At 32.8% G+C, this 22,197-nt stretch carries 19 protein-coding genes; 14 read left to right on the top strand and 5 right to left on the bottom strand.

From position 1 onward, the window contains the following. Positions 1–70: 70 nt before the first annotated feature. The 4 genes from DK442_RS18085 to DK442_RS18070 form a co-directional block, all read right to left on the bottom strand. The gene (locus DK442_RS18085) at positions 71–1,186 is read right to left on the bottom strand and encodes an ABC transporter permease (protein WP_109437306.1); all 1,116 of its coding nucleotides are present in this window, start codon (positions 1,184–1,186) and stop codon (positions 71–73) included. A gap of 31 nt (positions 1,187–1,217) precedes the next feature. Next, positions 1,218–2,138 (bottom strand): ABC transporter ATP-binding protein, encoded by a 921-nt coding sequence (locus tag DK442_RS18080; protein WP_109437305.1) that lies wholly within the window; start codon positions 2,136–2,138, stop codon positions 1,218–1,220. Positions 2,139–2,326: 188 nt separating this feature from the next. After that, positions 2,327–3,022, bottom strand: a complete 696-nt coding sequence (locus tag DK442_RS18075) for a LytTR family DNA-binding domain-containing protein (RefSeq protein WP_109437304.1) — start codon at positions 3,020–3,022, stop codon at positions 2,327–2,329. A gap of 1 nt (position 3,023) precedes the next feature. Further along, positions 3,024–4,016: a sensor histidine kinase gene (locus DK442_RS18070; RefSeq protein ID WP_109437303.1), complete on the bottom strand. Its 993-nt coding sequence runs from the start codon at positions 4,014–4,016 to the stop codon at positions 3,024–3,026. Positions 4,017–4,197: 181 nt separating this feature from the next. On the opposite strand from DK442_RS18070, the gene DK442_RS18065 reads away from it, so the two are divergent. From DK442_RS18065 to DK442_RS18040, 7 genes are all read left to right on the top strand, one after another. Further along, a complete protein-coding gene (locus DK442_RS18065; RefSeq protein ID WP_109437302.1) occupies positions 4,198–5,367 on the top strand; it encodes an alpha/beta hydrolase-fold protein in 1,170 nt (389 codons plus the stop codon). Between the two features lie 106 nt (positions 5,368–5,473). Continuing rightward, entirely contained in the window at positions 5,474–7,453 is a 1,980-nt protein-coding gene (locus DK442_RS18060) for a serine hydrolase (protein WP_109437301.1), read from the top strand. A 123-nt stretch (positions 7,454–7,576) separates the two neighbouring features. Next, on the top strand, positions 7,577–7,903 hold the full coding sequence (locus DK442_RS28480) for a hypothetical protein (RefSeq protein WP_200825132.1): 327 nt from the start codon (positions 7,577–7,579) through the stop codon (positions 7,901–7,903). Beyond that, positions 7,887–8,222 (top strand): PD40 domain-containing protein, encoded by a 336-nt coding sequence (locus DK442_RS28475; protein WP_200825131.1) that lies wholly within the window; start codon positions 7,887–7,889, stop codon positions 8,220–8,222. The genes DK442_RS28480 and DK442_RS28475 overlap by 17 nt, the downstream gene beginning before the upstream one ends. Positions 8,223–8,587: 365 nt before the next feature. Next, positions 8,588–9,682, top strand: a complete 1,095-nt coding sequence (locus tag DK442_RS18050) for a sensor histidine kinase (RefSeq protein ID WP_109437300.1) — start codon at positions 8,588–8,590, stop codon at positions 9,680–9,682. 284 nt (positions 9,683–9,966) lie between these two features. Then, complete coding sequence (locus DK442_RS18045; protein WP_235010986.1) at positions 9,967–11,619, top strand: S41 family peptidase; 1,653 nt, start codon at positions 9,967–9,969, stop codon at positions 11,617–11,619. A 178-nt stretch (positions 11,620–11,797) separates the two neighbouring features. Further along, on the top strand, positions 11,798–12,631 hold the full coding sequence (locus tag DK442_RS18040; protein WP_109437842.1) for a dienelactone hydrolase family protein: 834 nt from the start codon (positions 11,798–11,800) through the stop codon (positions 12,629–12,631). 85 nt (positions 12,632–12,716) lie between these two features. On the opposite strand, the gene DK442_RS18035 is transcribed toward DK442_RS18040, so the two are convergent. Next, positions 12,717–15,152, bottom strand: coding sequence for a TonB-dependent receptor domain-containing protein (locus DK442_RS18035; RefSeq protein WP_109437299.1), 2,436 nt, complete (start codon positions 15,150–15,152; stop codon positions 12,717–12,719). Between the two features lie 341 nt (positions 15,153–15,493). On the opposite strand from DK442_RS18035, the gene DK442_RS18030 reads away from it, so the two are divergent. From DK442_RS18030 to DK442_RS18000, 7 genes are all read left to right on the top strand, one after another. Further along, positions 15,494–16,591 (top strand): serine hydrolase, encoded by a 1,098-nt coding sequence (locus DK442_RS18030; RefSeq protein ID WP_109437298.1) that lies wholly within the window; start codon positions 15,494–15,496, stop codon positions 16,589–16,591. A gap of 54 nt (positions 16,592–16,645) precedes the next feature. Then, positions 16,646–17,650, top strand: coding sequence for a sensor histidine kinase (locus DK442_RS18025; protein WP_109437297.1), 1,005 nt, complete (start codon positions 16,646–16,648; stop codon positions 17,648–17,650). A 15-nt stretch (positions 17,651–17,665) separates the two neighbouring features. Next, on the top strand, positions 17,666–18,418 hold the full coding sequence (locus DK442_RS18020) for a LytTR family DNA-binding domain-containing protein (protein WP_109437296.1): 753 nt from the start codon (positions 17,666–17,668) through the stop codon (positions 18,416–18,418). 315 nt (positions 18,419–18,733) lie between these two features. Beyond that, on the top strand, positions 18,734–19,285 hold the full coding sequence (locus tag DK442_RS18015) for a TetR/AcrR family transcriptional regulator (RefSeq protein ID WP_160114250.1): 552 nt from the start codon (positions 18,734–18,736) through the stop codon (positions 19,283–19,285). 406 nt (positions 19,286–19,691) lie between these two features. Beyond that, a complete protein-coding gene (locus tag DK442_RS18010; protein WP_109437294.1) occupies positions 19,692–20,105 on the top strand; it encodes a nuclear transport factor 2 family protein in 414 nt (137 codons plus the stop codon). 45 nt (positions 20,106–20,150) lie between these two features. Next, on the top strand, positions 20,151–20,936 hold the full coding sequence (locus DK442_RS18005; RefSeq protein WP_109437293.1) for a DUF6503 family protein: 786 nt from the start codon (positions 20,151–20,153) through the stop codon (positions 20,934–20,936). Between the two features lie 296 nt (positions 20,937–21,232). Next, complete coding sequence (locus DK442_RS18000) at positions 21,233–22,039, top strand: DNA alkylation repair protein (protein WP_109437292.1); 807 nt, start codon at positions 21,233–21,235, stop codon at positions 22,037–22,039. The last annotated feature ends 158 nt before the right edge of the window (positions 22,040–22,197 follow it).

Below are 22,197 nucleotides of genomic sequence, written 5' to 3'. Positions count from 1 at the left end.
AAGTGATAGCCCGACCCGAAGGGTAACACCCTAACTATAGAGGTGTATCTGACAATGCATTTTGGACAGGCTATTCTATCGCAATAATATTTTTCTTAAATAATACTGTGGAAACCAAAGTCATTCCAAGACCAATGGCTAGTAGAATTCCCATTTTAGGAAGAATGGCTATCAATGGTAATTGTCTCCAAAAAATATCAAAGAAACCTTCAATTCCCCAATAATTTACGCTAATTACTGCAATGTTTTGCATGAATACCGGCATCATACTAATCGGAATCATGCTTCCTCCAATAGCAGACATCAGAATGATAATAATGGTACTCATTCCTTGTAATTGTTGACGTGTTTTTACTGTAGATACTAAGAAAACTCCAAAACTAGACACTGCAAACGAGATACATAAAATCAACACTATCAATGAGAATGTATCCATAAAAATTGGTAATCCAAATGCCAGCCAAGAAAAAACAAACATGGTAGTTAACTGTAAAATAGAAACCACCATGGCCGTTCCCATTTTTGCTAATAAAATATGTAATGGTTTTACAGGAGCAATTAACAAACGTTTTAAAGTCCCTGCATCTTTTTCATCTAACAATCCACCGCCAATAGCGGCTATACTAAATAACAACATCATAATTGCTGTTCCTCCTACGGCTTGTACTAAACCAGGATGCGCTTTGGTAGAACTCTCTTTTATTAACGAAGTAGTTTTTAACTTTACATTGTTAATCACATTTATTTTTCCTAAATGGTATCTGAACCCTTCTTTTAACACTGTATGCACAATTCGCATTTGTATATCTCTTGCTGCGTCATACTTTAATTCGATGGGTAAAGCTACATCAGCAACGACAGCATCAGAAAATCCTTTTTCAAAAATTAAAACAGCTACATTTTTTCCTTTCCTGACAAGATCTAAAGCTTTCTCTTCTTCTGAAGGAATCAAACGAATGGTTTGCATAGTATTCAATTTTGCAATCAATTCTTGAGAAGCTGTTGTGGCATCTTTATCCACAACTAAAACCCCTAAAGGTTTTGGAGCGCTTTTCTTTTTTCCAACACCGCCAAATGCAAATGCAAATAACGTAATCATAATAATAGGCAATAAAAAGGTAATTAGAATTCCCTTTTTATCTGAGAAATACAGTCTAAGGTCTTTTTTTAAAATAGTAATGATCATGATGGTTGGTTTTGTAATGGATTGATGCTTGTTAATCTCTTAATTGTTTTCCTGTGAGGTTTAAAAAGATCGCTTCTAAGTTTACTTTGTTTAGTTGTATGTCTTTGATGCTTAATTGTAATTCATTACATGCTGTGATCACATTAGAAAGTTCTTTCACGGTACTTTCTACTAATAACTTATTTTTATTTTGTGTCATGGTATAAGAAAGTAATTTTCTTAGTTGATTTAAATTGCTTTCAGAAAGGAAATCAAACTCGAACAGAATGTTTTCTTTTGTCTGCACCAATTCTTTCAATTGAGATTGAGTTCCTTGTGCGATGATTTCTCCAGAATCTATAATGGCAATACGATCACACAAACGCTCTACTTCTTCCATATAATGTGTTGTATAGACAATGGTTATTCCCTGCTTGTTTAAGGTTTCAATGACCTCAAAAATGTGATTTCTACTTTGGGGATCGATGCCCACAGTCGGCTCGTCCATAAACAATACTTTAGGATTATGTAATAACGCCGCGGCAATATTTATTCTGCGTTTCATTCCCCCTGAATAGGTTTTGATCAAATCTTTTTTCCGATCTAACAATCCGATTAATTCTAGGGTTGTATGAATTCTTTCTTTTAATACTTTGGAAGGAATTCCATACAAATTACCCCAGAACAGTAAGTTTTCATATGCAGAAAGATCTTCGTATAAAGATATTTCCTGAGGTACGACACCAATCAAATGTTTACATTCTTTAGAATTCTCTATACTATTTTTACCATCGATATGAATAGTTCCTGTATCACTTTTTAAAATAGTACTCATCATATTGAGCGTGGTAGATTTTCCAGCACCATTGGGGCCTAAGAATCCGAAGATTTCTCCTTTTTTAATGGTAAAACTAATATCGTTTACCGCTTGTACGTTTTGAAATGATTTGGAAAGATTTTGTACTTGGATCATAGATAGTTACGCTTATTGATTACTCAAATGTCGTGAACGCATTACTATCTATTGAAATCATCTTACTGAATTGTATTTTTTTAAGGATGAATTGTATGTTAGATAAAAAAATGAATTGTATCTTAATTAATTTCAATGATATAAGACAGGAGGCAAGTATGATGTGTATGAAATAAAAAGTAATTACGTTATAATTTTGCTAAAACTTCCAATTTTTTAAAAACAATAACTTTATACATAGCGCTCACAGGGACTTTATTATTTTCGATTAACACATATGTTTTGGTTGCCTTTGTAACTCTATCCAAATTGGAAATATATGATTTATGTGTGCGTTGGAAATTTTCAGATAATAATGTAGTAATATTAATAAGCGTTTCAGAGATAAGGTACATTCTTGAATCTGTAAATATTTTTAAATAATTTCCAAAACTCTGAATGTATAGAATTGATGTAAATGAAATATTTACAGGCATACCATCATGTTTTATTTGAAGTTCTTCACTTACACTATTTTTTTTAGGGTCTTTTATTTTTGAAACCGAAACTTTATTTATGGCTTTTAAAAAGCGTTCAAGTTTTATCGGTTTTAACAAATAATCTACAACACCATAATTATAACTTTCTAATGCATACTCAGAATAGGCCGTAGTTAAAATCACTTTAGGTGGTTTTAATAGAGAACGCAAAATTTCCATTCCATTAAGTTCGGGCATTTTTATATCAAGAAAAATGAGATCAACGTCATTTTGTTGAATGAAATTGATAAATTCAAGTGGATTCCCAGTACTAATTACAATATCAAAGTTCTCTATTTTAGAACAATACTCTTCTAACACTTTACGTGCTAATAATTCATCATCGACAATACCAATTTTCATCATATTATACGGCTAAATCAATAGTTAAGTTTACACGATATTCGTTTTCTTTATCTGCAATATCTAATGTGTGAGCATTAGGGTATAATAGACCTAAACGCCTTTTTACATTTTCAAGCCCTAGTCCGTTTCTATTTGATGCTGTAATCATGGTAGGCTTTGAATTAACCACACCAAAATGTAGTGTAGTATTTTTTATAGTGGCAGAAATATCAATTTTACTCTGTTCATTAGTACTTTGCGCTCCATGTTTAATAGCATTTTCAACAAAAGGAATTAACAACATTGGTGCAATTCCTAATCCCGAAAGATCGCCTTCAATTAAAAGTTCAACAGTGCACCGTTTACTGAGTCTTTTTTCTTCAAGCAACAGGTAATTTTCTATAAACTCAAGTTCTTCTTTTAATAAAACCGTTTCTTTTTTTGAACTCTCTAATTGATACCGCATTAATTCTGAAAGCTGCATAACAACATCAGGAGTTTCGGGTGATTGTTGTCTAGAAAGTGCATAAATACTATTTAATGAATTGAAAAAAAAATGTGGATTCACTTGCTCTTTTAAATAGTTAAGTTCCATCTCTTTTTGTAACTTTTCTTTGTCTTCTTTTTCTCTTCTGAACACTATATTTCTTCTCAAAAAGAAGGCAGCCATTCCAGTTCCGGTCGTATATATAAGAAAGAAAACCATTTTATAAACACCATACCAGCCATCCTTCCAATATCCTTTCAAATATGCCCCAAAAAACAAACTCCCAATAAGAAGTATTGTATATAAAAAATAGCGTCTCTTATCAAAAAAAGATGGAATTAAAACAAAATGATTTATCCATATGATACCCATAATTGCCATTGTATAATTAAGACCATGTAAGTAAAAATAAAAAGTTGTATCAAATCTATCCTTAAATGCCCACATACTTAATACTTCAAGTGTAAGTACCAATAAAAAGGCTCCAATATTAAGGAGTATTGTATGCTGTAAAGAGGTTTTAATCATAAACTATTTTAATATCTAATAAAGATACTATCTATAAATGCAAATCGTCTTAATTTCTTTACAAAAGGGTTATATCAATGACGAAATGGTTTCATCATTTAATTGTTGCATTTATCCTATTAATGGATTTCGACATTGAATATACTATACATTTATTCAACATTTAAGTAAAAAATAAACAATGAGAAATTACAATTTTATAATTTTAATACTTGTATTCACTTTATTTCTAAATGCGTGCAATACCAAAAAACAGAAAGTAAACGATCCTGATCTTACTCGTTTAACAGAACACAGTGAACCAGCAGTTACCTTAGGCGAAATATCTTCACTTCAGTCAAAAGTGTTAAACAAAACTATTCCGCTATCAATCCATTTGCCTGCGAACTACGATAGTTCCAGGAAAACCTATCCCGTGTTGTATATGTTGGGTTCAGATTACCGGGCCCGATTCGCCATGTTAGCTTCTACACTAGACTACATGGGCGAGGGACAAATTCCTGAGATGATACTCATTGGAATAGATCTACCCGACGGAAATAGTATTTTGCTGCCAACGAGGGAAAAACAAGACACAACAATTCCGGATAGTTATATTAATTTCTTGGAGAAAGAGCTGATGCCGCATGTGGATAATACATACCGGACTGCTCCGTACAATGTACTTTATGGCGGTTCTAACAGTGGTTTTTTTACTGTTTACACGCTGCTCAACAACCCCCTTCTGTTTAATGGCTACTTCGCAAGCAGCCCATCAATTATGCACATACCGGCAGTGCTTCAACAAAAAATAAAAACTGGTCCGTTAAAAACGCTTTCGGAAAACAGATCTCTACACATCATTTATAGCGATGAAGAGGGGTTAACAGATATTGTTACTGAATTCTCTAGTGTTGTAGCGGATCATAAACCAGAGAGTTTTACCTATAAAGTGGATGAATTGGTGAACCAGGGTCATGTACCAGCGATGGATTTTACACTGTTTCTTCTTGCGTTATATCCTGACTTCAATCCCTTCAATCCCGGTAAAAACCTGGAATCATTGGATAAAGTGACACAACATTTCGATAGGTTATCCAAACGATACGGGTATGAAATCAAGCCACCTATAGGCGTCATATTTAACCTTGGTTTTCACACGATACTAAGTAAGGATTTAATTGCCGCAGAAGAAATCTTTCAATATTCCATAGAAGTGTATCCTGAAGGGAAGGAATCTTATCTCGGAATGGGACTTGTACGCAGAGCTCAAGGTCAGCTTGAAAGTGCTAAGGTCATGATCGAAAAAGCACTGACAATTGATCCAGAATTTTCACTTGCTAAAAGGTGGTTACAAAGACTCGAGAAATGAAACCTGGTTTTATTCATTAAAGATCCATTAGGTAGATTTATTAAGTTAAAAAAGAAATAGCCAATTGACTTCATCGCAAATCAATTAGCTAGGAAAAACAGAAAATATGAGAATTATCAAATTATTAATACTGACATGTGCTTTATCGCTAAACACTGTCTTTGCTCAAGAAAATAATGTAAGCGGAAATTCGCAAATAGAGAATGGATCTGCCTTAGAATCACCCCAAATTAGGGTAATTCCGATAAAAGATTCTAATAATGAAAGAAATTATGAATTGTATATAGAGTTGCCAGAAGATTATTCAGAGAATGAAAGCAAAAAATATCCTGTTCTTTATTATACCGATGCTATGTGGCATCTCGAAATGCTATCCGGATCTACAGAATTCATGCTAGAAGACGTTATTCTAGTTGGAATTTCCTGGCAGAAGGACGTTGCAGAAGATTTAAAGCAACAATATGGAGCGCACGCCAGCCGATTTACTGATTATTCTTTCTGGAAAAAATCCAACCCTAATCATCCTAAATTGAAATTTGGTCAAGCTAAAAATCACTTGGCATTTATTCGCAATGATGTTATTCAATATGTAGATGACAACTATCGTACGGATCCAGACAGTCGCACTTATTTTGGTTACTCACTAAGTGGTGCATTCGGGGCTTATATACTATTGACTCAACCTGATACTTTTGATAATTACATTCTTGGTAGTCCATTGAACAAAGGCTTAGTCCCTTACCTCTCTGAGATTAATACTAAGTTAGCAGCTCCCGAGTCAAATGAGAACAATACATTACACGCTAACGTATATATCGCTTATGGTACATTAGAAAAAGAAAAGGACGAACCTATAGACGAATTTATTAAATTACTGGATAGTAGAAAAAATTTAGATTTATCCATTCAAAATAAAGTAATTGAAGGTGATCATCAAACCGCTTTCCCAATGATTGCTGTACAAAGTGTCGCTTGGTTGTCATCCCTGATGAGTCATGTTTCAAGTGATAATGAGGTATCATTCTGGGATATCCCGTACCTCAATAATGCATTTGTTAGCACAACACCAGAGGATAGAAAAGATGGGATATCTGTTGATACATTGGCGGTGAGTAGCAACGATCGAAAAGCAATCCTTAACCTTTCTCAAGAGATTTTTGATGGCAAACATGGAAGCTATGATGCTTTACTCATTTCGCACAAAAACAAATTAGTTTTTGAATCCTATTATAAAAAAGGGCGTATCAACTTGCCTCATGGACAAGCTTCAGCAGTAAAAGCTTATACTAGTTTGGTTTTGGGAAGAGCTATTCAAATGGGGTACCTATCCATGGAAGATCTAAACAAACCATTGATTAATTTTCTAAAGGATATTAATCCTGAAAAAATCACCAAAGGAGCCGAAAAAATCACACTTCATAAGGCTTTGACTATGCATGGAGGACTTAATGTTGATAGAGACAAATGGAAAGAAATCGAGAAAGATTCCACTCGGTTAAAAGGTCAAGGCTTTATTCAGACACTTCTTGAACATAGTGAACCTATTACTTCAGCATCTCAGACATATTTGTATGGTAATTTCAATCCAATGTTAGTAATGACTGTTATTGACGCCGTTGTCCCAGGAACGGCAGAGGACTTTATAAAAACAGAGTTACTTGACAAACTCGGTATTACAAATTATAAATGGTCAACTCATATTAGCGGTTTGCCAGAAGCCGGGTGGCGCGCAAGTATCATGTCGCGAGACATGATCAAATTGGGTAATTTGGTTCTTAATAAAGGTAAATTAAACGGGGAACAGCTTATTTCTGCAGACTATCTTGAGAAAGCCACCAGTGACATAGTGAAACCTACTCAAGATTGGATACCTAAAACGTATCGTTACGGCTATTTTTGGTATCAAACACCTATAACTGTAGGTAGTAAAAGTTATGATGCCACATTTGCTTGGGGAGGCGGTGGACAACATATAATAGTGGTCGCAGCGCTTGACTTAACTATTGTAATCTCTGGCCATGATGGTAAAGATACAATAATGACTCAGGTATTAAAAACCATCGTACCGGCATTTGTTAAAACCTAATTTCCCGTATTTGAAGAACGTTACCTTAATCAAAAACCACCAGGATTAATCCCTGAACCGTTTGCTCCCGGTATTGTTTCGACAGAAGAATATCTTGAAACTGTTGTAACGTTTTTACCTGATATGAAGGAACTCTCTTTTACAAGGTCAGGTGGGAAATATAAAGAACCGACATTGTTTGTTATGCAATACAAAAATCATAAATGGAGCAGGAAATCAATTCCATCAACCGATATCAATAAATATATGGAGCGATTCAATCCCAGTGTGTCAGAAATGAAAAACCTTGAACCATTCAAAGACATCCCCATTGTAGGTTTCTCGGTCTCATCTAAAGGAACATATTATTTTTATGTTTTAGATTTCGAGGATGGCAGTGGACATATGAGTTATTCACGCCTTATAAATGATAAATATGAAAAACCTAAAAAAAATGAGCAAGGCGATTAATACAGGAAAATATATTGCTCACCCTTTCATTGCTCCAGATGAATCCTATTTAATATGGGATGCTGAGAAAGAAGGTGAAAATACTCCTGATATCTATATTAGTTTTCGGCAAAAAGATGGCTCATGGGGAGCAGCAATTAACATGGGAGATAAGATAAATACACCTCTCTATGAACAGCACGCTAGGGTAACTCCTGATGGAAAATATTTGTTTTTTTGGAAGGGAGATGTAAAGGTTAGAGAAGATGGTAGCAGATATGTTATAGGGAGTCCTTACTGGGTGAGTACCCAGATCATTGAGAACCTAAGGCCAAAGTAAGGCGGAATATATATAAAAGTTTTGGTAAACCTTTTTTGTGAATGAGCCAGCTGACGGATTGGAATTGTAAATACAAATAAGTAAACAATGAAAAAAACACATTTTATTTTAATGTTCGTGGCTGAGTTATTTTTAAATACCTCTACTGAAATCTAAACCATAAAACTGACTCTAACAGCATTTTTTTGGGTTGCATGGCATACAAATAATTCCGTTATTCGCATTATGATTATCCAAAAATCGAAAACTACTATTATAAACCAAACTAGGGTAACTGTTATTTTTGGGTTAATATACGCTTCATGAATTGGATTTACATTCTATCAAAAGCAAGTCGAGAGATCCCATTAATAGGTTTATGATTTATGATATTACTTAATAAAAAGAAACGTATACAATATTTAGGTTTTAATGATATTTGGTTTTCAATAATCGGCATTTTTGTTTTAAGTATTATTACAGACTATTTATTTAGTAATCAATCAGAAAGAAAAACAGTAGAGTTAAAGTTTATAGGTTGGGTGGCTTCCTCATTTTTTACAATTTGTGATTGGCTTATTCTACGAACTATTTTAATTTATTTACGTAGAAAATTCCCTGATTTTCGAAATGATATAAAACGAATTCTACTTCTTCTTTTTGCTATAGTAAGTATTATTATTGTTGTTGATTTTGTGGGAGGTCAATTAATATCCGCAACTTTAAACCTATTGGGATACAACTCTTCTCATTCATCAAGATTAAAGACGCTTATTCCTATTATATTGATCACTACTATGACTATGGCAATATATGAAGCCGTTTATTATTATGTAAGACTTAAAAAGTCTATTAGGGAAGAAGAACAGGCAAAACAAATTATGATTCAGGCACAATTAGATACCTTAAGAAATCAAGCGCAACCTCATTTTTTATTCAATAGTTTAAATACATTACGTGATATTATTGATCAAGATTCTAAAGAAGATGCAAAAGATTTCGTAGACAATTTATCAGATGTGTATCGTTTTATATTAGAGTCAGGTAATGCAAATTTAATTTCGCTTAAAGAGGAATTAAAATTTGTTAAGGCATATATTCATATTCAATCTGAAAGATTTGGAGATAATTTAAAAATAAATTGGAATATTCCAGAAGCTAAATTAGCTGCTATGATAGTACCTATGAGTTTACAGCTTTTGATAGAAAATGCTATAAAACATAATATTGTTTCTAGAGCAAAGCCTTTAAATGTATATGTAGAAATAAAAGGGAACTATTTAGTTGTAAGAAATAAAATTCAAACAAAATCCACACAAACACCATCAACAAAAATTGGATTGAAAAATATTGAAAAAAGATATACATTAACTTCAAGTAAATTACCGATTATTAAAAATGATGGTGATCAATTTACTGTTTCTTTACCCTTATTAAAATTATCAGATCAAAAGAAAAACTATACAAATACTAATACTTGATGATGAACCACTTGCTGTACAAGTCAAGTACAAAATCTACTCAATGCTATTCAAACTTTTAAGGTTAATAGTATCGATTTCGCATAAAGTTATCGCTGTCAAATTCTCGTGATCAAGAATTTATTGTAAGTATATAAAAGCCACGTAATTTTAAAGAGTGGATGAGTAATAACCATCCTGTCACATTTCAAGTAGTAAAAACTACGTTTCAACAAAAAGAACTGTTTTCGAATATAGGATAAAGCAATATTTGTGATATAATTAATAACAATATCCATTATATCATGAAAAAAATATTTTTTTTACTAAATATCTTATTGTTTTTTCAATTGTCTGCGCAAGAAACTCTAAGTTCAGCGCAATGGCAAGAAGACCTTCGTTTTATTCAAAATACCATACATGAAGACTATTCATTTCTTTTTGTAAAAACAACAAAAGAACATTTTAACACCGAAGTGGAAACTTTATATAATGACATTCCGAATTTACAAGAACATGAAATTATTGTTGGAATTTCTAGACTCGTGTCTTTATTCAAATACGGGCATACCTATGTTAGTTTTCATCAAAAGCCTTTTGAGTTTTCACAATTTCCTTTCAACTTATATGAATTTAATGATGGCATTTATATTCAGGGAACACACAAGAAATACCCAGCAGCAGTTGGGGCAAAAGTTATAGCAGTAGAAGGGAAGCCTATTTCAGAGGTTCTAAAAGCAATTGAACCGACAGTAGAAGTAGAGAACACGCAATATTTTAAAGCCTACGGAATTAATAATATACGATATCCTGCAGTCTTACATGCTCAAAAAATTACAAAAACCCTTCAAAATGAAGTTACGCTTACTTTAGAAAAAAATGATAAAGTATTTACCCAATCCTTTACTGTATTGGCTAAAGGAGAAAATGTGCCTACCCACCGTGGTTATGTACATCAAAATGAAAATTGGTTAGATGCAAGAGACTCATCAACAACACCTCTATATTTACAACATCTAGACAAGGTTTACTTCTCAACATACTTAGCCAAAGAAAAAGCGATGTATGTTAGACATAGCAGAATCAGAGATGAAGCCGAAGAAAGTACTAAAGATTTTTATGCCCGTGTTTTTAATGAAATAGAAACTAACGATACCGAGAAATTAATTATCGATTTACGTCTAAATGGTGGTGGAAATAACTATTTAAACAAAGATGTCATAAAAGGTCTTATAAAAGCCGAAAAGATAAATAAAATAGGTAAGTTATTTGTTATTATCGGAAAACGAACCTTTTCTGCTTGCCAAAACTTGGTTAATGAAATAGACAATTATACCAATGTTATTTTTGTGGGAGAACCCACAGCAGAAAATGTTAATTTTTGGGGGGATAACCGCCCTGTAACACTCCCCAACAGTGGTATTAATATCTCTTTATCATATTTATGGTGGCAAGATAAGCCGGCTATGGAAAATGCAGATTGGATCGCTCCTAGTATTCCAGTTACCATGAGTTTTAATGAATATGCAAGTAATCAAGATCCTGTACTTGATGCAGCATTAACTTTTGATGTTCCAGATTTCAAACCTAAGCCAATGGATTATATCGTTAGCTTGTATTTATCTGGGCAAACACAAAAACTGGCAGAAGAACTTCCTAAAATGATTCAAGACCCACTTTATGCGTTTTGTGATTTTGAGACAGGCTTACTTAGAGTAGGAAATATTTTATTGCAAAGTGGTCGTACACCTCAAATTCAGGCTTCCATTCAGGTATTTTCTATGATTTTACAGCTATTCCCAAATTCTGCAAACGCTTATAAATATCAGGGAGAAGCGTACATTGCGCTGCAAGATAATGATAAAGCAACAGAAGCACTCAAAAAGGCTATTTCTTTGGATTCTAGGGGTGATATTGGTAAAACTGCCAAAGAAATACTTTTGCAAATAACAAATTAGTCAAAATTAAATACGGATTTGACCGTACCGGTTAGAAATTGTTTAAAAAATAAATGCTCGTCATAGCATTTATTTTTTAAACAATTACGTGCATTGGCTAGGACAATTTTATACTTCAACAAAAGAGGAAAGTAGGGTAGATATTCACTATATTTATGTTGTCAAAAAATATATCAATATGAAAATTATCACCTATTTTTTATTAGTTACTCTTGTATTTACCATATCATGTAAGCAAAAAGCAGAATCCAAACCTGAAACAGATACTACATCGGAAGCACCCGTTGTAAAAGTTAAGGGAACCGAAGTGACTTATGCCTCGGACTCTACGAACTTAAAAGGCTATATTGCATATGATGAGAATATAAAAGGTAAACGTCCGGGGGTACTTATTGTACACGAATGGTGGGGACATAATGATTATGTAAGAGAGCGAGCTGATATGCTCGCAGAACTTGGTTATACTGCCATTGCTATAGATATGTATGGTGACGGGAAACAAGCTGATCATCCTGACGATGCAGGTAAGTTCGCCATGAGTGTTATGAACAATTTGCCTGAAGCTACGGCACGTTTTAATGCAGCGATCAATGTATTGCAACAACATGAATCCGTAGATAAGGAAAAGCTAGCTGCCATTGGATATTGTTTTGGAGGAAGTGTAGCATTGACTATGGCCAACAATGGTGCTGACCTAGATGCTGTTGCAGCCTTTCATAGTGGTGTAGCTTTGCCCGTAATGCCAAACAAAGATCTAAAAGCTCGTGTATTGGTATGCAACGGTGCAGATGATCCTTTTGTAAGTGCAGAATCTATTACTGCTTTTAAAACAGCTATGGACTCTATAGGAGCCAAGTATGAATACATCGCTTATCCGGGGGTAACACATAGCTATACTTCTAAAGAGGCAGACACCAATGGAGAAAAATTTAAATTGCCTTTGGCTTATAATGCCGATGCAGATCAAAAATCATGGGAAAGCTTGCAACAATTGTTTGAAGATGTTTTTTAATGACCGAGTGATAGCATAGGACCAGATGCGTTTATAGAATAGCTTTAATTACTATGTTAATGCTAAAAGTGTGAGCTCTAAAAAATCATAATCTAGATTTTTCACTATCCGCACCCGATTTGCTCTTAGTTTCTTTTACTTTTGTGTTTCCAAAGGGATAGGTGTAACTAATTCTAAAAATGCGTGAGAAACCAGATTCTGGACTGTAAGTTCCATCAAAAACATCCCCGAAGGCCTCTCTGGTAAGTGTCCCAATTTTAAAATTAATATCCAAGCTCTCAAAAATATCTGTTACTGCAAATTGTAAACTACTTCCATTTTTAAATTCTTTTTTTAAACCAGCATTCAGAATACCAAACCCCTCATTTCTAGTACTCCCATTAAAATGCCTTGAAGTATACCAGCCTGATACTTCTAATGAAAAGTTTGCTGGCAATCGTATGGTTTGACTTCCATTAAAGTTAAAATGTACATAGTCATGGGTTACGCTCTCATCGGTATGTAATAGTTTAAAATATCTAACACCCAAAGTACCATTAAAATTCATATTCCACCAATGCGTAATACGAACGGGAATATTAGTTTGTACATCAATATTACGTTGGTATTCCATATTTACCGGAGCTATTACTGCAACATTGCTTTGAGCATTCCGGGTAATCTGAAAACGTGCAATTGGATTGTTTTCATTAGATGCTAATAAAGAGATACTAAAAGATTTATTGTTATAAGTAAGGCTAATATTATCAGTTATTGCGGGCAACAGTTGCGGATTTCCACTAAACACTGAAGTTGGACCGTTATAGACTAAAAAGGATGCCAAGTCAGAATAGTTGGGTCGTGTAATACGCTTATTGTAGGCAAAATTGAGGGCTGTAGTATCTGAAAAAGAATAGGTAAGAAAAAATGAAGGGAATAATTTTCCAAAACTACGGTCTAGAGTACTATCATCAAAAGCTTGGTCCCAATACTCATAACGTAAACCAAGCTGCGCTTTCAATTTTTTGGTAATGCTATAATCGCTCAGCACATACCCAGCACCTATTATTTCTTGATTCTCAATCGTACTAATAAATCTATCGTGAGTCACAAAATCTTCTCCTTGCAGAATTTCAATACGAGCATCATTAACAGTTTCAGATAATGACCCTTTTATACCGCTCTCTATGGATATGTTTTCGTTTACAGTATGTTTATAATCTAGTTTGAGAACCCCTACATTGATATCTGTTTCATTAAAGCCACGGTTGCCATTATTATAAATTTCATTTTCAGGCTGAAAAGGATCCCCATTTTCATCAAAATAGTTGCTGTTTACTTGATTGGGGGTTTGGCTATTGTAATTAATGTAATCCCCTGTTATCGTAAAACTATTTTGCTCATTGGTTTTTTCAAAATAAGCAGAAGTGGTTAAATTCTTTAGATTTCCATCTCCGTTTAGATGTATTTGAGCCTCTAGAAAAGGGTTGGAAGTAAAATCATATAATCCCAAATTTCGGGTCATAACTAATGGTTTAGATTGATTGAACAATACACTAGCACCAAGTGAGGAAACCTTAGAGAGTTGATATTCATACCCCAGGTTGAAGTTATGATTTCGATTTATCTGTTGTGTTCTACTGGTAAAATTAATATCCGTACTTCCTCCCAAAACAGGTATCTCGGTAGTTCCTACCCCCTTAAATCCGCTATAGCTATCATCATAAGAAAAGGTATAGCTTCCATATATTGTAGAACGTTCACCTCCATAATTGAGAGAAAGTCCGGTAGTCTGCTTGGGGCCTTCGCCGTAACCAACACTTAGATTAAGATTACCTCGAATACCCAAGGTTTCATTTTTGCTCATTACGATATTGATAATGCCTGCATTGCCATCCACATCATATCGTGCTGATGGATTGGTCAATAGCTCTATTCTTTCAATAGTATCTGCACTCATACCGTTAAGCATAGCAATTAAATCTGCTGTTGGAATCCGTTGTGCTTTTCCGTTTATCATTACAAGAGTACCACTTTTACCATTTAAGGAAAACGTATTGTTATATTGGTCCAAAATAACACCTGGTGAACGTTCTAGTAATTGCAAAGCGGTACTGCCTTGTGTCATTACACTTGCCTGCACATTAATAATACTACCTTCTTGAGTGCGTTGAATCAATTTTTGATGTCCCTTTATTAAGACATCATCTAATTCCGTCAGGTCTTCAACTAATAGAATAGGAGGAAAGTCTTTTTGATAGGGAAGAGAAGTAATAGTAAATAATTCAGATACCCAGGTCTTATAGGATAGTAGACTGATTTGGAGTGTAAATTCTCCTTCCTCTGGAACATCGAGTTTAAATTTACCATCTTCATCACTGATACCCCCTGTAAGTAATTGTTCTTCATTCGTAGAATGTAAGGTTACATTTGCAAATTCGATGTTATTACCTTTCTCGTCTATAATTGTTCCTGTTATTTGCGATGATGCTTTAAATGCAAATCCGAATACTAATAAAATACCAATACGTTGTAAGCTCATTTTATTGATTTTAGATGCAAGTAGTGGTAATCTTATGAACAATAAAAAAGAGATTGACAAGTGGTCGTATTATAATTACAAAAGGCAAGTTTTTAAGTATTGAGTGTATATTACATATAGATTAGATTATAAATAGAGATAAAATCAATCTGAGCGGCCATACCGTGCATTTCGAAGTATTGTCAAAGGAATAGAAGAGTGGGATAATGTGTGATCTAAACTACTTCTAAACTAAATTTTATCCTAACTAAACGGTCTATTCTCCCAACTTAGTTTTTTATCCTTTCATTATTTTTTTAATACAACCATCTTGCAAGCCTAACATCAAAAAACGAACAGTTATGCTATTTATTCGAAAATTATTACTAATTATTTTATTGGCTATTATTTATCTATTACATAGTCAAGGATACGGACAAGAAAAGAACACTAAGAACACCATAAAAAACTTAATTGGTAAGGAAGTTTCTATCGATTCAGTTGAAGCATTTATAAACTTACAAATGAAAACACTTAATGTGCCAGGAATATCTTTGGCTATTATTAATGATGGAAAAGTTGCCTACCACTTAACAAAAGGGTATGCTGACGTAGCTAAAAAGAAAAATGTTTCAAATAGAACCATATTTGAAGGAGCTTCTCTTTCTAAACCATTATTTGCATATTTTATTATGGGTTTTGTTGAGGAAGGACAGCTAGACTTAGACAAGCCTCTTTATAAATATTTACCTTATGATGATATTGCCTACGATGAACGTTACAAAAAAATAACAGCTAGAATGGTGCTTAGTCATACTACTGGATTCCCAAACTGGAGGTCAGACTATGAAGATAATAAGTTGTTTATATCATTTGAACCAGGAACAGCCTTTCAATATTCAGGTGAAGGATATCAATATTTGGCTAAAGTTTTAGCACATATTTTAAAAACAGACGATGCTGGTTTAGAAAAAATATACCAAGAACGAGTTGCTTCTAAGTTAAACCTGAAATACACAAAATTTATTCAAGATTCTTATAATATGAAGAATAAAGCAGAGGGATACAAAGATGGAATCGTTGTTGGTGAAGATGATGACCCAAAAATATTTGGTTCGGCATTTTCCATACATTCAGAAGCTTTAGATTTTTCTAAATGGTTAATTGCTTTAATTAATAAAGAAGGCTTATCCAAAGAAAGTTATGACGAGCTTTTTAAAACTCAATTTACTTTGCCCGATGGACATCTACAAAAACAAGGAGGAGTTACAGACTGGACACTTGGGTTTGCAAAAGCTACTTTACCCTTTGGGTCAGCTTATGGACATGGTGGTAACAATGCTGGTTATACTAGTATTTTTGTTATTGAACCCGAATCAAAATGGGGATATGTCATGTTTACAAACGCAAACCAATCACAACTTCCAATGGTATTTCTTCAATATTTGATGACCCCGTAGCTAATTTATAGTTAACAATAAGTATTATCTTGTTCTGATCTAAAAAAAATAAAAATGAACAATATAAGGTTCACTAAATCTGATTATAAATTTATTGTAATATATTTTATAGGAGCTACAGTTTGGTTATTATATCGGTGGAATGTTGAAAATTATTCGTTTTTTGAAATCTGGACAGGATGGATAGGAATGATTGTTAAAAATCTAGCACTAATTTTTGTTTTTAAATGGTTAATCAATGAATTTTTAATCATAAAAAAAAGCTATATTATTTTTATTTTACTTGGTTTTTTTTTAATAGAAGTAATTGGTTTTATAGATATGTTAAGGGATTATTATACCTCAACTCCGCGTTGGAAAATGCCGTCTTTCGACATTATGCTTATTCAAAATTTTAGAAGATCTGCAGATGGTTTTTTCCTAATGAGTTTTGTATTTGGTAAAAATTATTACGATAATAAGATTGATAATATCGAATTAAAGAATACTCAAAAAGAACTAGAATTAAAGTTATTAAGATCTCAATTCAATCCACACTTTTTATATAATAGTTTAAATACTATTGATGCACTTGTTGATTATTCACCTAAAGAAAAAGTAAAAGAATATATTTCAAACCTTGCTTCCTTATATCGTTATTTAATCAAAACGCATGAAGAAGATATTGTTACTTTAGAAGATGAAATTCTATTAATTAAAAATTATATTTATCTCATAGAGACAAGGTTTGAAAATGACTATCGGTTTAATATAATAGAAGAAAGTATTGTTAAAGATAGATACTTACCAAGTGGAGTTTTATTAACTGCATTAGAAAATGTTGTTAAACATAATCAACCACAAATCAATACTCCTATTATAACTACAATTTTAGTAGAAAACAAAACAGTAAAAATCACCAATACTATTGCTAAATCAAGAGAAGTTAATGAATCTTTTGGTACAGGGTTAAAAAGTTTAAAGAAACGTTATGAATTACTTTCAGATAAAATGATTGATATTAAGCAATCTGAAAAAGTTTTTATTCTAAAACTACCTTTATTAACAATTGTGGATTAAAAGCATTAAAAACTCATGAACATTTTAATTATAGAGGACGAAATCCCAGCATTTAAAAAACTACTTACCTGTGTTACTGAATCTTTACAATCGGATTTTGAATACACGCATACACGCTCTATTGAAGAATCCATAAAATCTCTTGAAAAAACGAACTATGATTTAATTTTATCTGATATTAAAATAATTGGAGGGATGTCATTCGATATTTTTGATTCGGTTAAAACCTCAGTACCAATAATTTTTTGTACCGCTTTTGATGAACATTTGTTAAAAGCATTCCAAACCAATGGAATTGCTTATGTTTTAAAACCTTATACTCAAAAAAATATCTATGAAGCAATAAAAAAATATCAAAATTTATTTCATGAAAAATTCAATGAAAAAGACTTTTTTAAGCAATTTAAAGGTCTTATTGAGCAAAAACATACTTTTAAGAAACGATTTGCTATAAAAAAGGCTGAAGGTATAAAACTAGTAAAGACAGAAAATGTTTGTTATATAGAAGCTTGTGGAGATTTTTGTAAACTGAAAGATAGTAATGGAGGGTTACATAGTATTTCAAAGTCCATAGGTGTATTATCTGGCGAATTAAATCCAGAACATTTTTTTAGAATCAATCGAAGCTATATAATCAACATAAGCTTTATAGAAAAAATATTACCTTATAGTAAAAATAGATTGTCTATAAGAATAAATGGTTTATCTGATTCTTTAATCACAAGTACAGCATCTACTAAAGATTTCAGAAAATGGATAGATAAATGATAATATTTAAGCTACCCAGAAGTTTTGTTTTTTGGGTACTTTGACAAAATATTGAATTTATACACGAGGACTATTTTACATAGTATTACATTATTAGGTACTTGCGCGTTATGTATTACCCTGAGCCTGTCGAAGTGTTGTCGAAAGGATAGGAGAGAAGCGCAATGTGTATGGAATGGTTTTATTTCACAAATTTTTCTGTTTTTATCAATACAGCAAGTAAAAATTAAATATTTTTTACTTCTTTTGTAAGTACGTAGATTAATATACGACTGTTCGAATATTAAAATGAAAAAAGAGAATATACATAGAGCTTTGGAAATCGGGATAAAAATCTTGAGCCAGAAAGGGTATCATAATCTTGGTCTTAGGGAGTTTTTGCAAAACGCCGAAATACCCAGCGGTTCTTTTTACTACTATTTCAAGAGCAAGGAAGACTTTGCCGCTAAAGTATTGGAATACTATGGAGATAAAGGTGTGACTTATTATACGGCAAGATTACTTGAAAGTGATATTCCCTATACAAAGAGGCTAGAAACTGTTTTCAATGAAGAATTGAAGCGATTGGGCGTCTCTGAATATAAAGAAGGTTGTATGGTTGGAAGTCTTTCTAGTGAAATTGCTGGACAAAGTGAGGCTATTCAGAAAGTTGCAGACAACAATTACAAAAAATGGCAGGCGATATTTAATCAGTTTTTCACAGAAGGACAAAAAAGTGGGGACTTTTCAAAAGATTTTGAAGCGTCAGAAATGGCAGTGTTCTTTCTTACTAGCAGACAGGGTGTTATGACGCATATGAAGGCTGCAGGAAATGATGAATCGTATCGATTATTCATGTCTTTTATAATGAAAATAATAGAACATTAATTTTTTTAATTATTTAATATACGAACGTTCGTATATTAAACATCAATTTATATTAAACAATTATAAAACTTAAAAAAGAAACAAAATAACGTACTAAAACATCTATTAATTTTTTTCAACAAATATATCATGTGTAAACATATTTTATCAGGAATTATTATATGCTTTCTTACTAGTAGTTCTCAGGAAATACAGGAACATATTCTCTGGGATTTACTACACACATACTAGAAGATTATATTCAAGGTTATGTTGAAACAGCGAAGACTTATAGAGATGGTGCCATAGCTTTTTTTAAGAATCAGTCCTTACTTTAATATTCTTAAATCAATTAAGTCTTGGAGATAGCAAGCTTATTTTAAATTATAATATACGAACGTTCTAATAATAACAATTATAAATAAAAATGGAAGTAATTACAGAATTAACAAAAGAAACAAAAGCAGATGAAGTTCAAAACTTCAATGAGTACAAGGAAGTAGAAAAAGCGCTACAAATTTACATAGATAGTGCAAAGACAGGAGATGGAAAATTAAGCCGTAAAGCATTCTATGCCCATGCCCACGTTGTCGGTTCGGTTAACGGAGAAGTCTATAATGTGACCGCAGATCAGTTTGAAGGTATTGTCTCTGAGGGTGGACCTTCCAACAATGTAAAGCACCATATTGCATGGATCGATATTTCAGGACCAGCAGCAGCTGCCAAAGTTGAATTTTATGATTGGGGCGGATTTCGTTTCACAGACTTTTTTGTCCTTTATAAGGAGAATGGGAAATGGAAAATCAGTGGCAAGGTCTACAATTCTCATTCACGTAATTAACAATTAAATAAATCACAATCTTTTTAAAAAATAAAATAGTTTATTATGAAAAAAATAATTTTTAAAATCATCACATTAGTACTAATTACATTTGTGACTACGGCACAGGCACAAGAAGCTAAAGAATTGATTAATAAAGTAGTAGAAGCTAATGGAGGCAAGAAAGCTTTATATAAATTAAAGGATGTATCCTATGATTATATATTTAAAGTTAAGGATAACAATTTAGCCGATATTTCTATAGAGAGGTACATTTTTGATGGCGAGATCTCCTATGCAGAATATACAAAAAGGCAAGTTTATGTTTTACCACAAATGCCTGGTAAAAAATATACACAGTTTTTTGATGGTAACAATTCTGTTTCTAAAGTGGATGATAAAATTATTACAGAGGAACAACCAGCATTTCTTGGTCATATCTTTAGAAAAACGAACTATTATTGGTTTACTATGATGTTCAAGTTATCGGATCCAGGTGTAAATCATAAAATGTTACCTTCTAGAAATGTAGATGGGACAACTTATAAGGTAGTTGAGATGAGTTTTGGCGATAATGTAGGCGAATCAAGCAAGGATAGGTATATTTTATACATCAATCCAAAAACTTATAGAGTAGATCAATTTCTATATAATGCTACTGGATTTGGTCTTACCGAACCAAATATAGTGAAAGTTAAATATGAGAAAGTGGATGGAGTCTATTTGCCTACATATCGTAAATATGCACCTGCTGATTGGGATGGAAATGTATTAAAAGAATCTTGGACTGAACAGTTTTCAAAGAATGTAAAATTTAATAATGGGTATAATTTAGAAAATATACAGATTTAATATAGTTAATTCAGTTGTATCAGGACTCATTAATAAATTATAAGTCTTACTCTAGTTTAGCTTAGGGTCAAGTCTATTTATAACCTCTACCGATTAGGAGTTTTTAAATAGAGCGTTTTGCACTTACAGCAAAATATACGCTTAGTTGGGTTTGAGTAAGACTTATAATCATTTGAAGTCGTAAATCATTACAAAATAAATCAATACTAAATAACCATAATTGGCTATAAACTATAATAAATCAACCATATAGGAAATATATCGCCACTAAGAAAACCAACAAAAAAGAATAAGCTATGATACCTGAACATATACTCAATAGAAAAGGAGCGAGGAGCCTAAAAGATTTGAATCCTGAAGTGATAGAATACTTAAACGCTGGAAAAATTGAAACCAAGAATTTGATGGAATGGTTGGCAATAGATCAACTTGTCCTGTTAAAAACAGTGTTAAAAACAGCAAATAAGATGGATTGGCATGAATCTTTTGAAGAAGCAGTAAATGCTCAAAAAAAACCAACATCCAATAGTACTACAAAGATAATAGGTCAAACTTTTGCACAATTGTCGAATGCCGATTTCGCTAAAGAGTATCTAGCCAACAACCCAAGCGATATGGTTCGTTGTTGGGGCTGTTGGGCTGAAAGTTTATTTCAAAATTCTATCAAGAGTTTATTGGATGCAATGAGATCTCATGCAGCTGATAGACATTTCATGAATCGTGAAGTAGTCATTTTTGCTTCTAAGGAACGTATTATTGATGATCTTGATATCGCAACCCGAATATTATCTGGTTGGGTTACTGAAGAAGATGAGAATGTACGACGGTATGTAGCTGAAGCTCTACGACCAATAGGAGTGTGGACCAAAAAAATCTCTGAATTTCAAGAAAACCCTAAAAAAGGATTACCATTTCTTGAACCCTTAAAATCAGATCCATCCAAATATGTACGTGATTCTGTAGCGAATTGGCTGAATGATGCGAGTAAATCGCAGCCCGACTGGGTAAAAACAGTTTGCGCTAGATGGGAAAAGGAATCTATGACAAAAGAAACCATATATATCGTTAAAAAAGGCTTACGAACCATTGAAAAAAACAAGTAAAAACGGTTCATAAATCTTTGGTTAAAACCATGAGCTGTCACACTGAGCCTGTCGAAGGGATAGGAGAGTAGGGGAATGTGTGTCTGGTTAGCAGCATTACGTTTTTCTCGATACTATTTTTATAACTAAAACTTACTAATACTAATGAGATAATTAGA

This window comes from Aquimarina sp. AU119 (assembly GCF_900312735.1).
Classification (GTDB): Bacteria; Bacteroidota; Bacteroidia; order Flavobacteriales; family Flavobacteriaceae; genus Aquimarina; species Aquimarina algiphila.
This window is presented reverse-complemented; position numbering and strand designations above follow the sequence as displayed.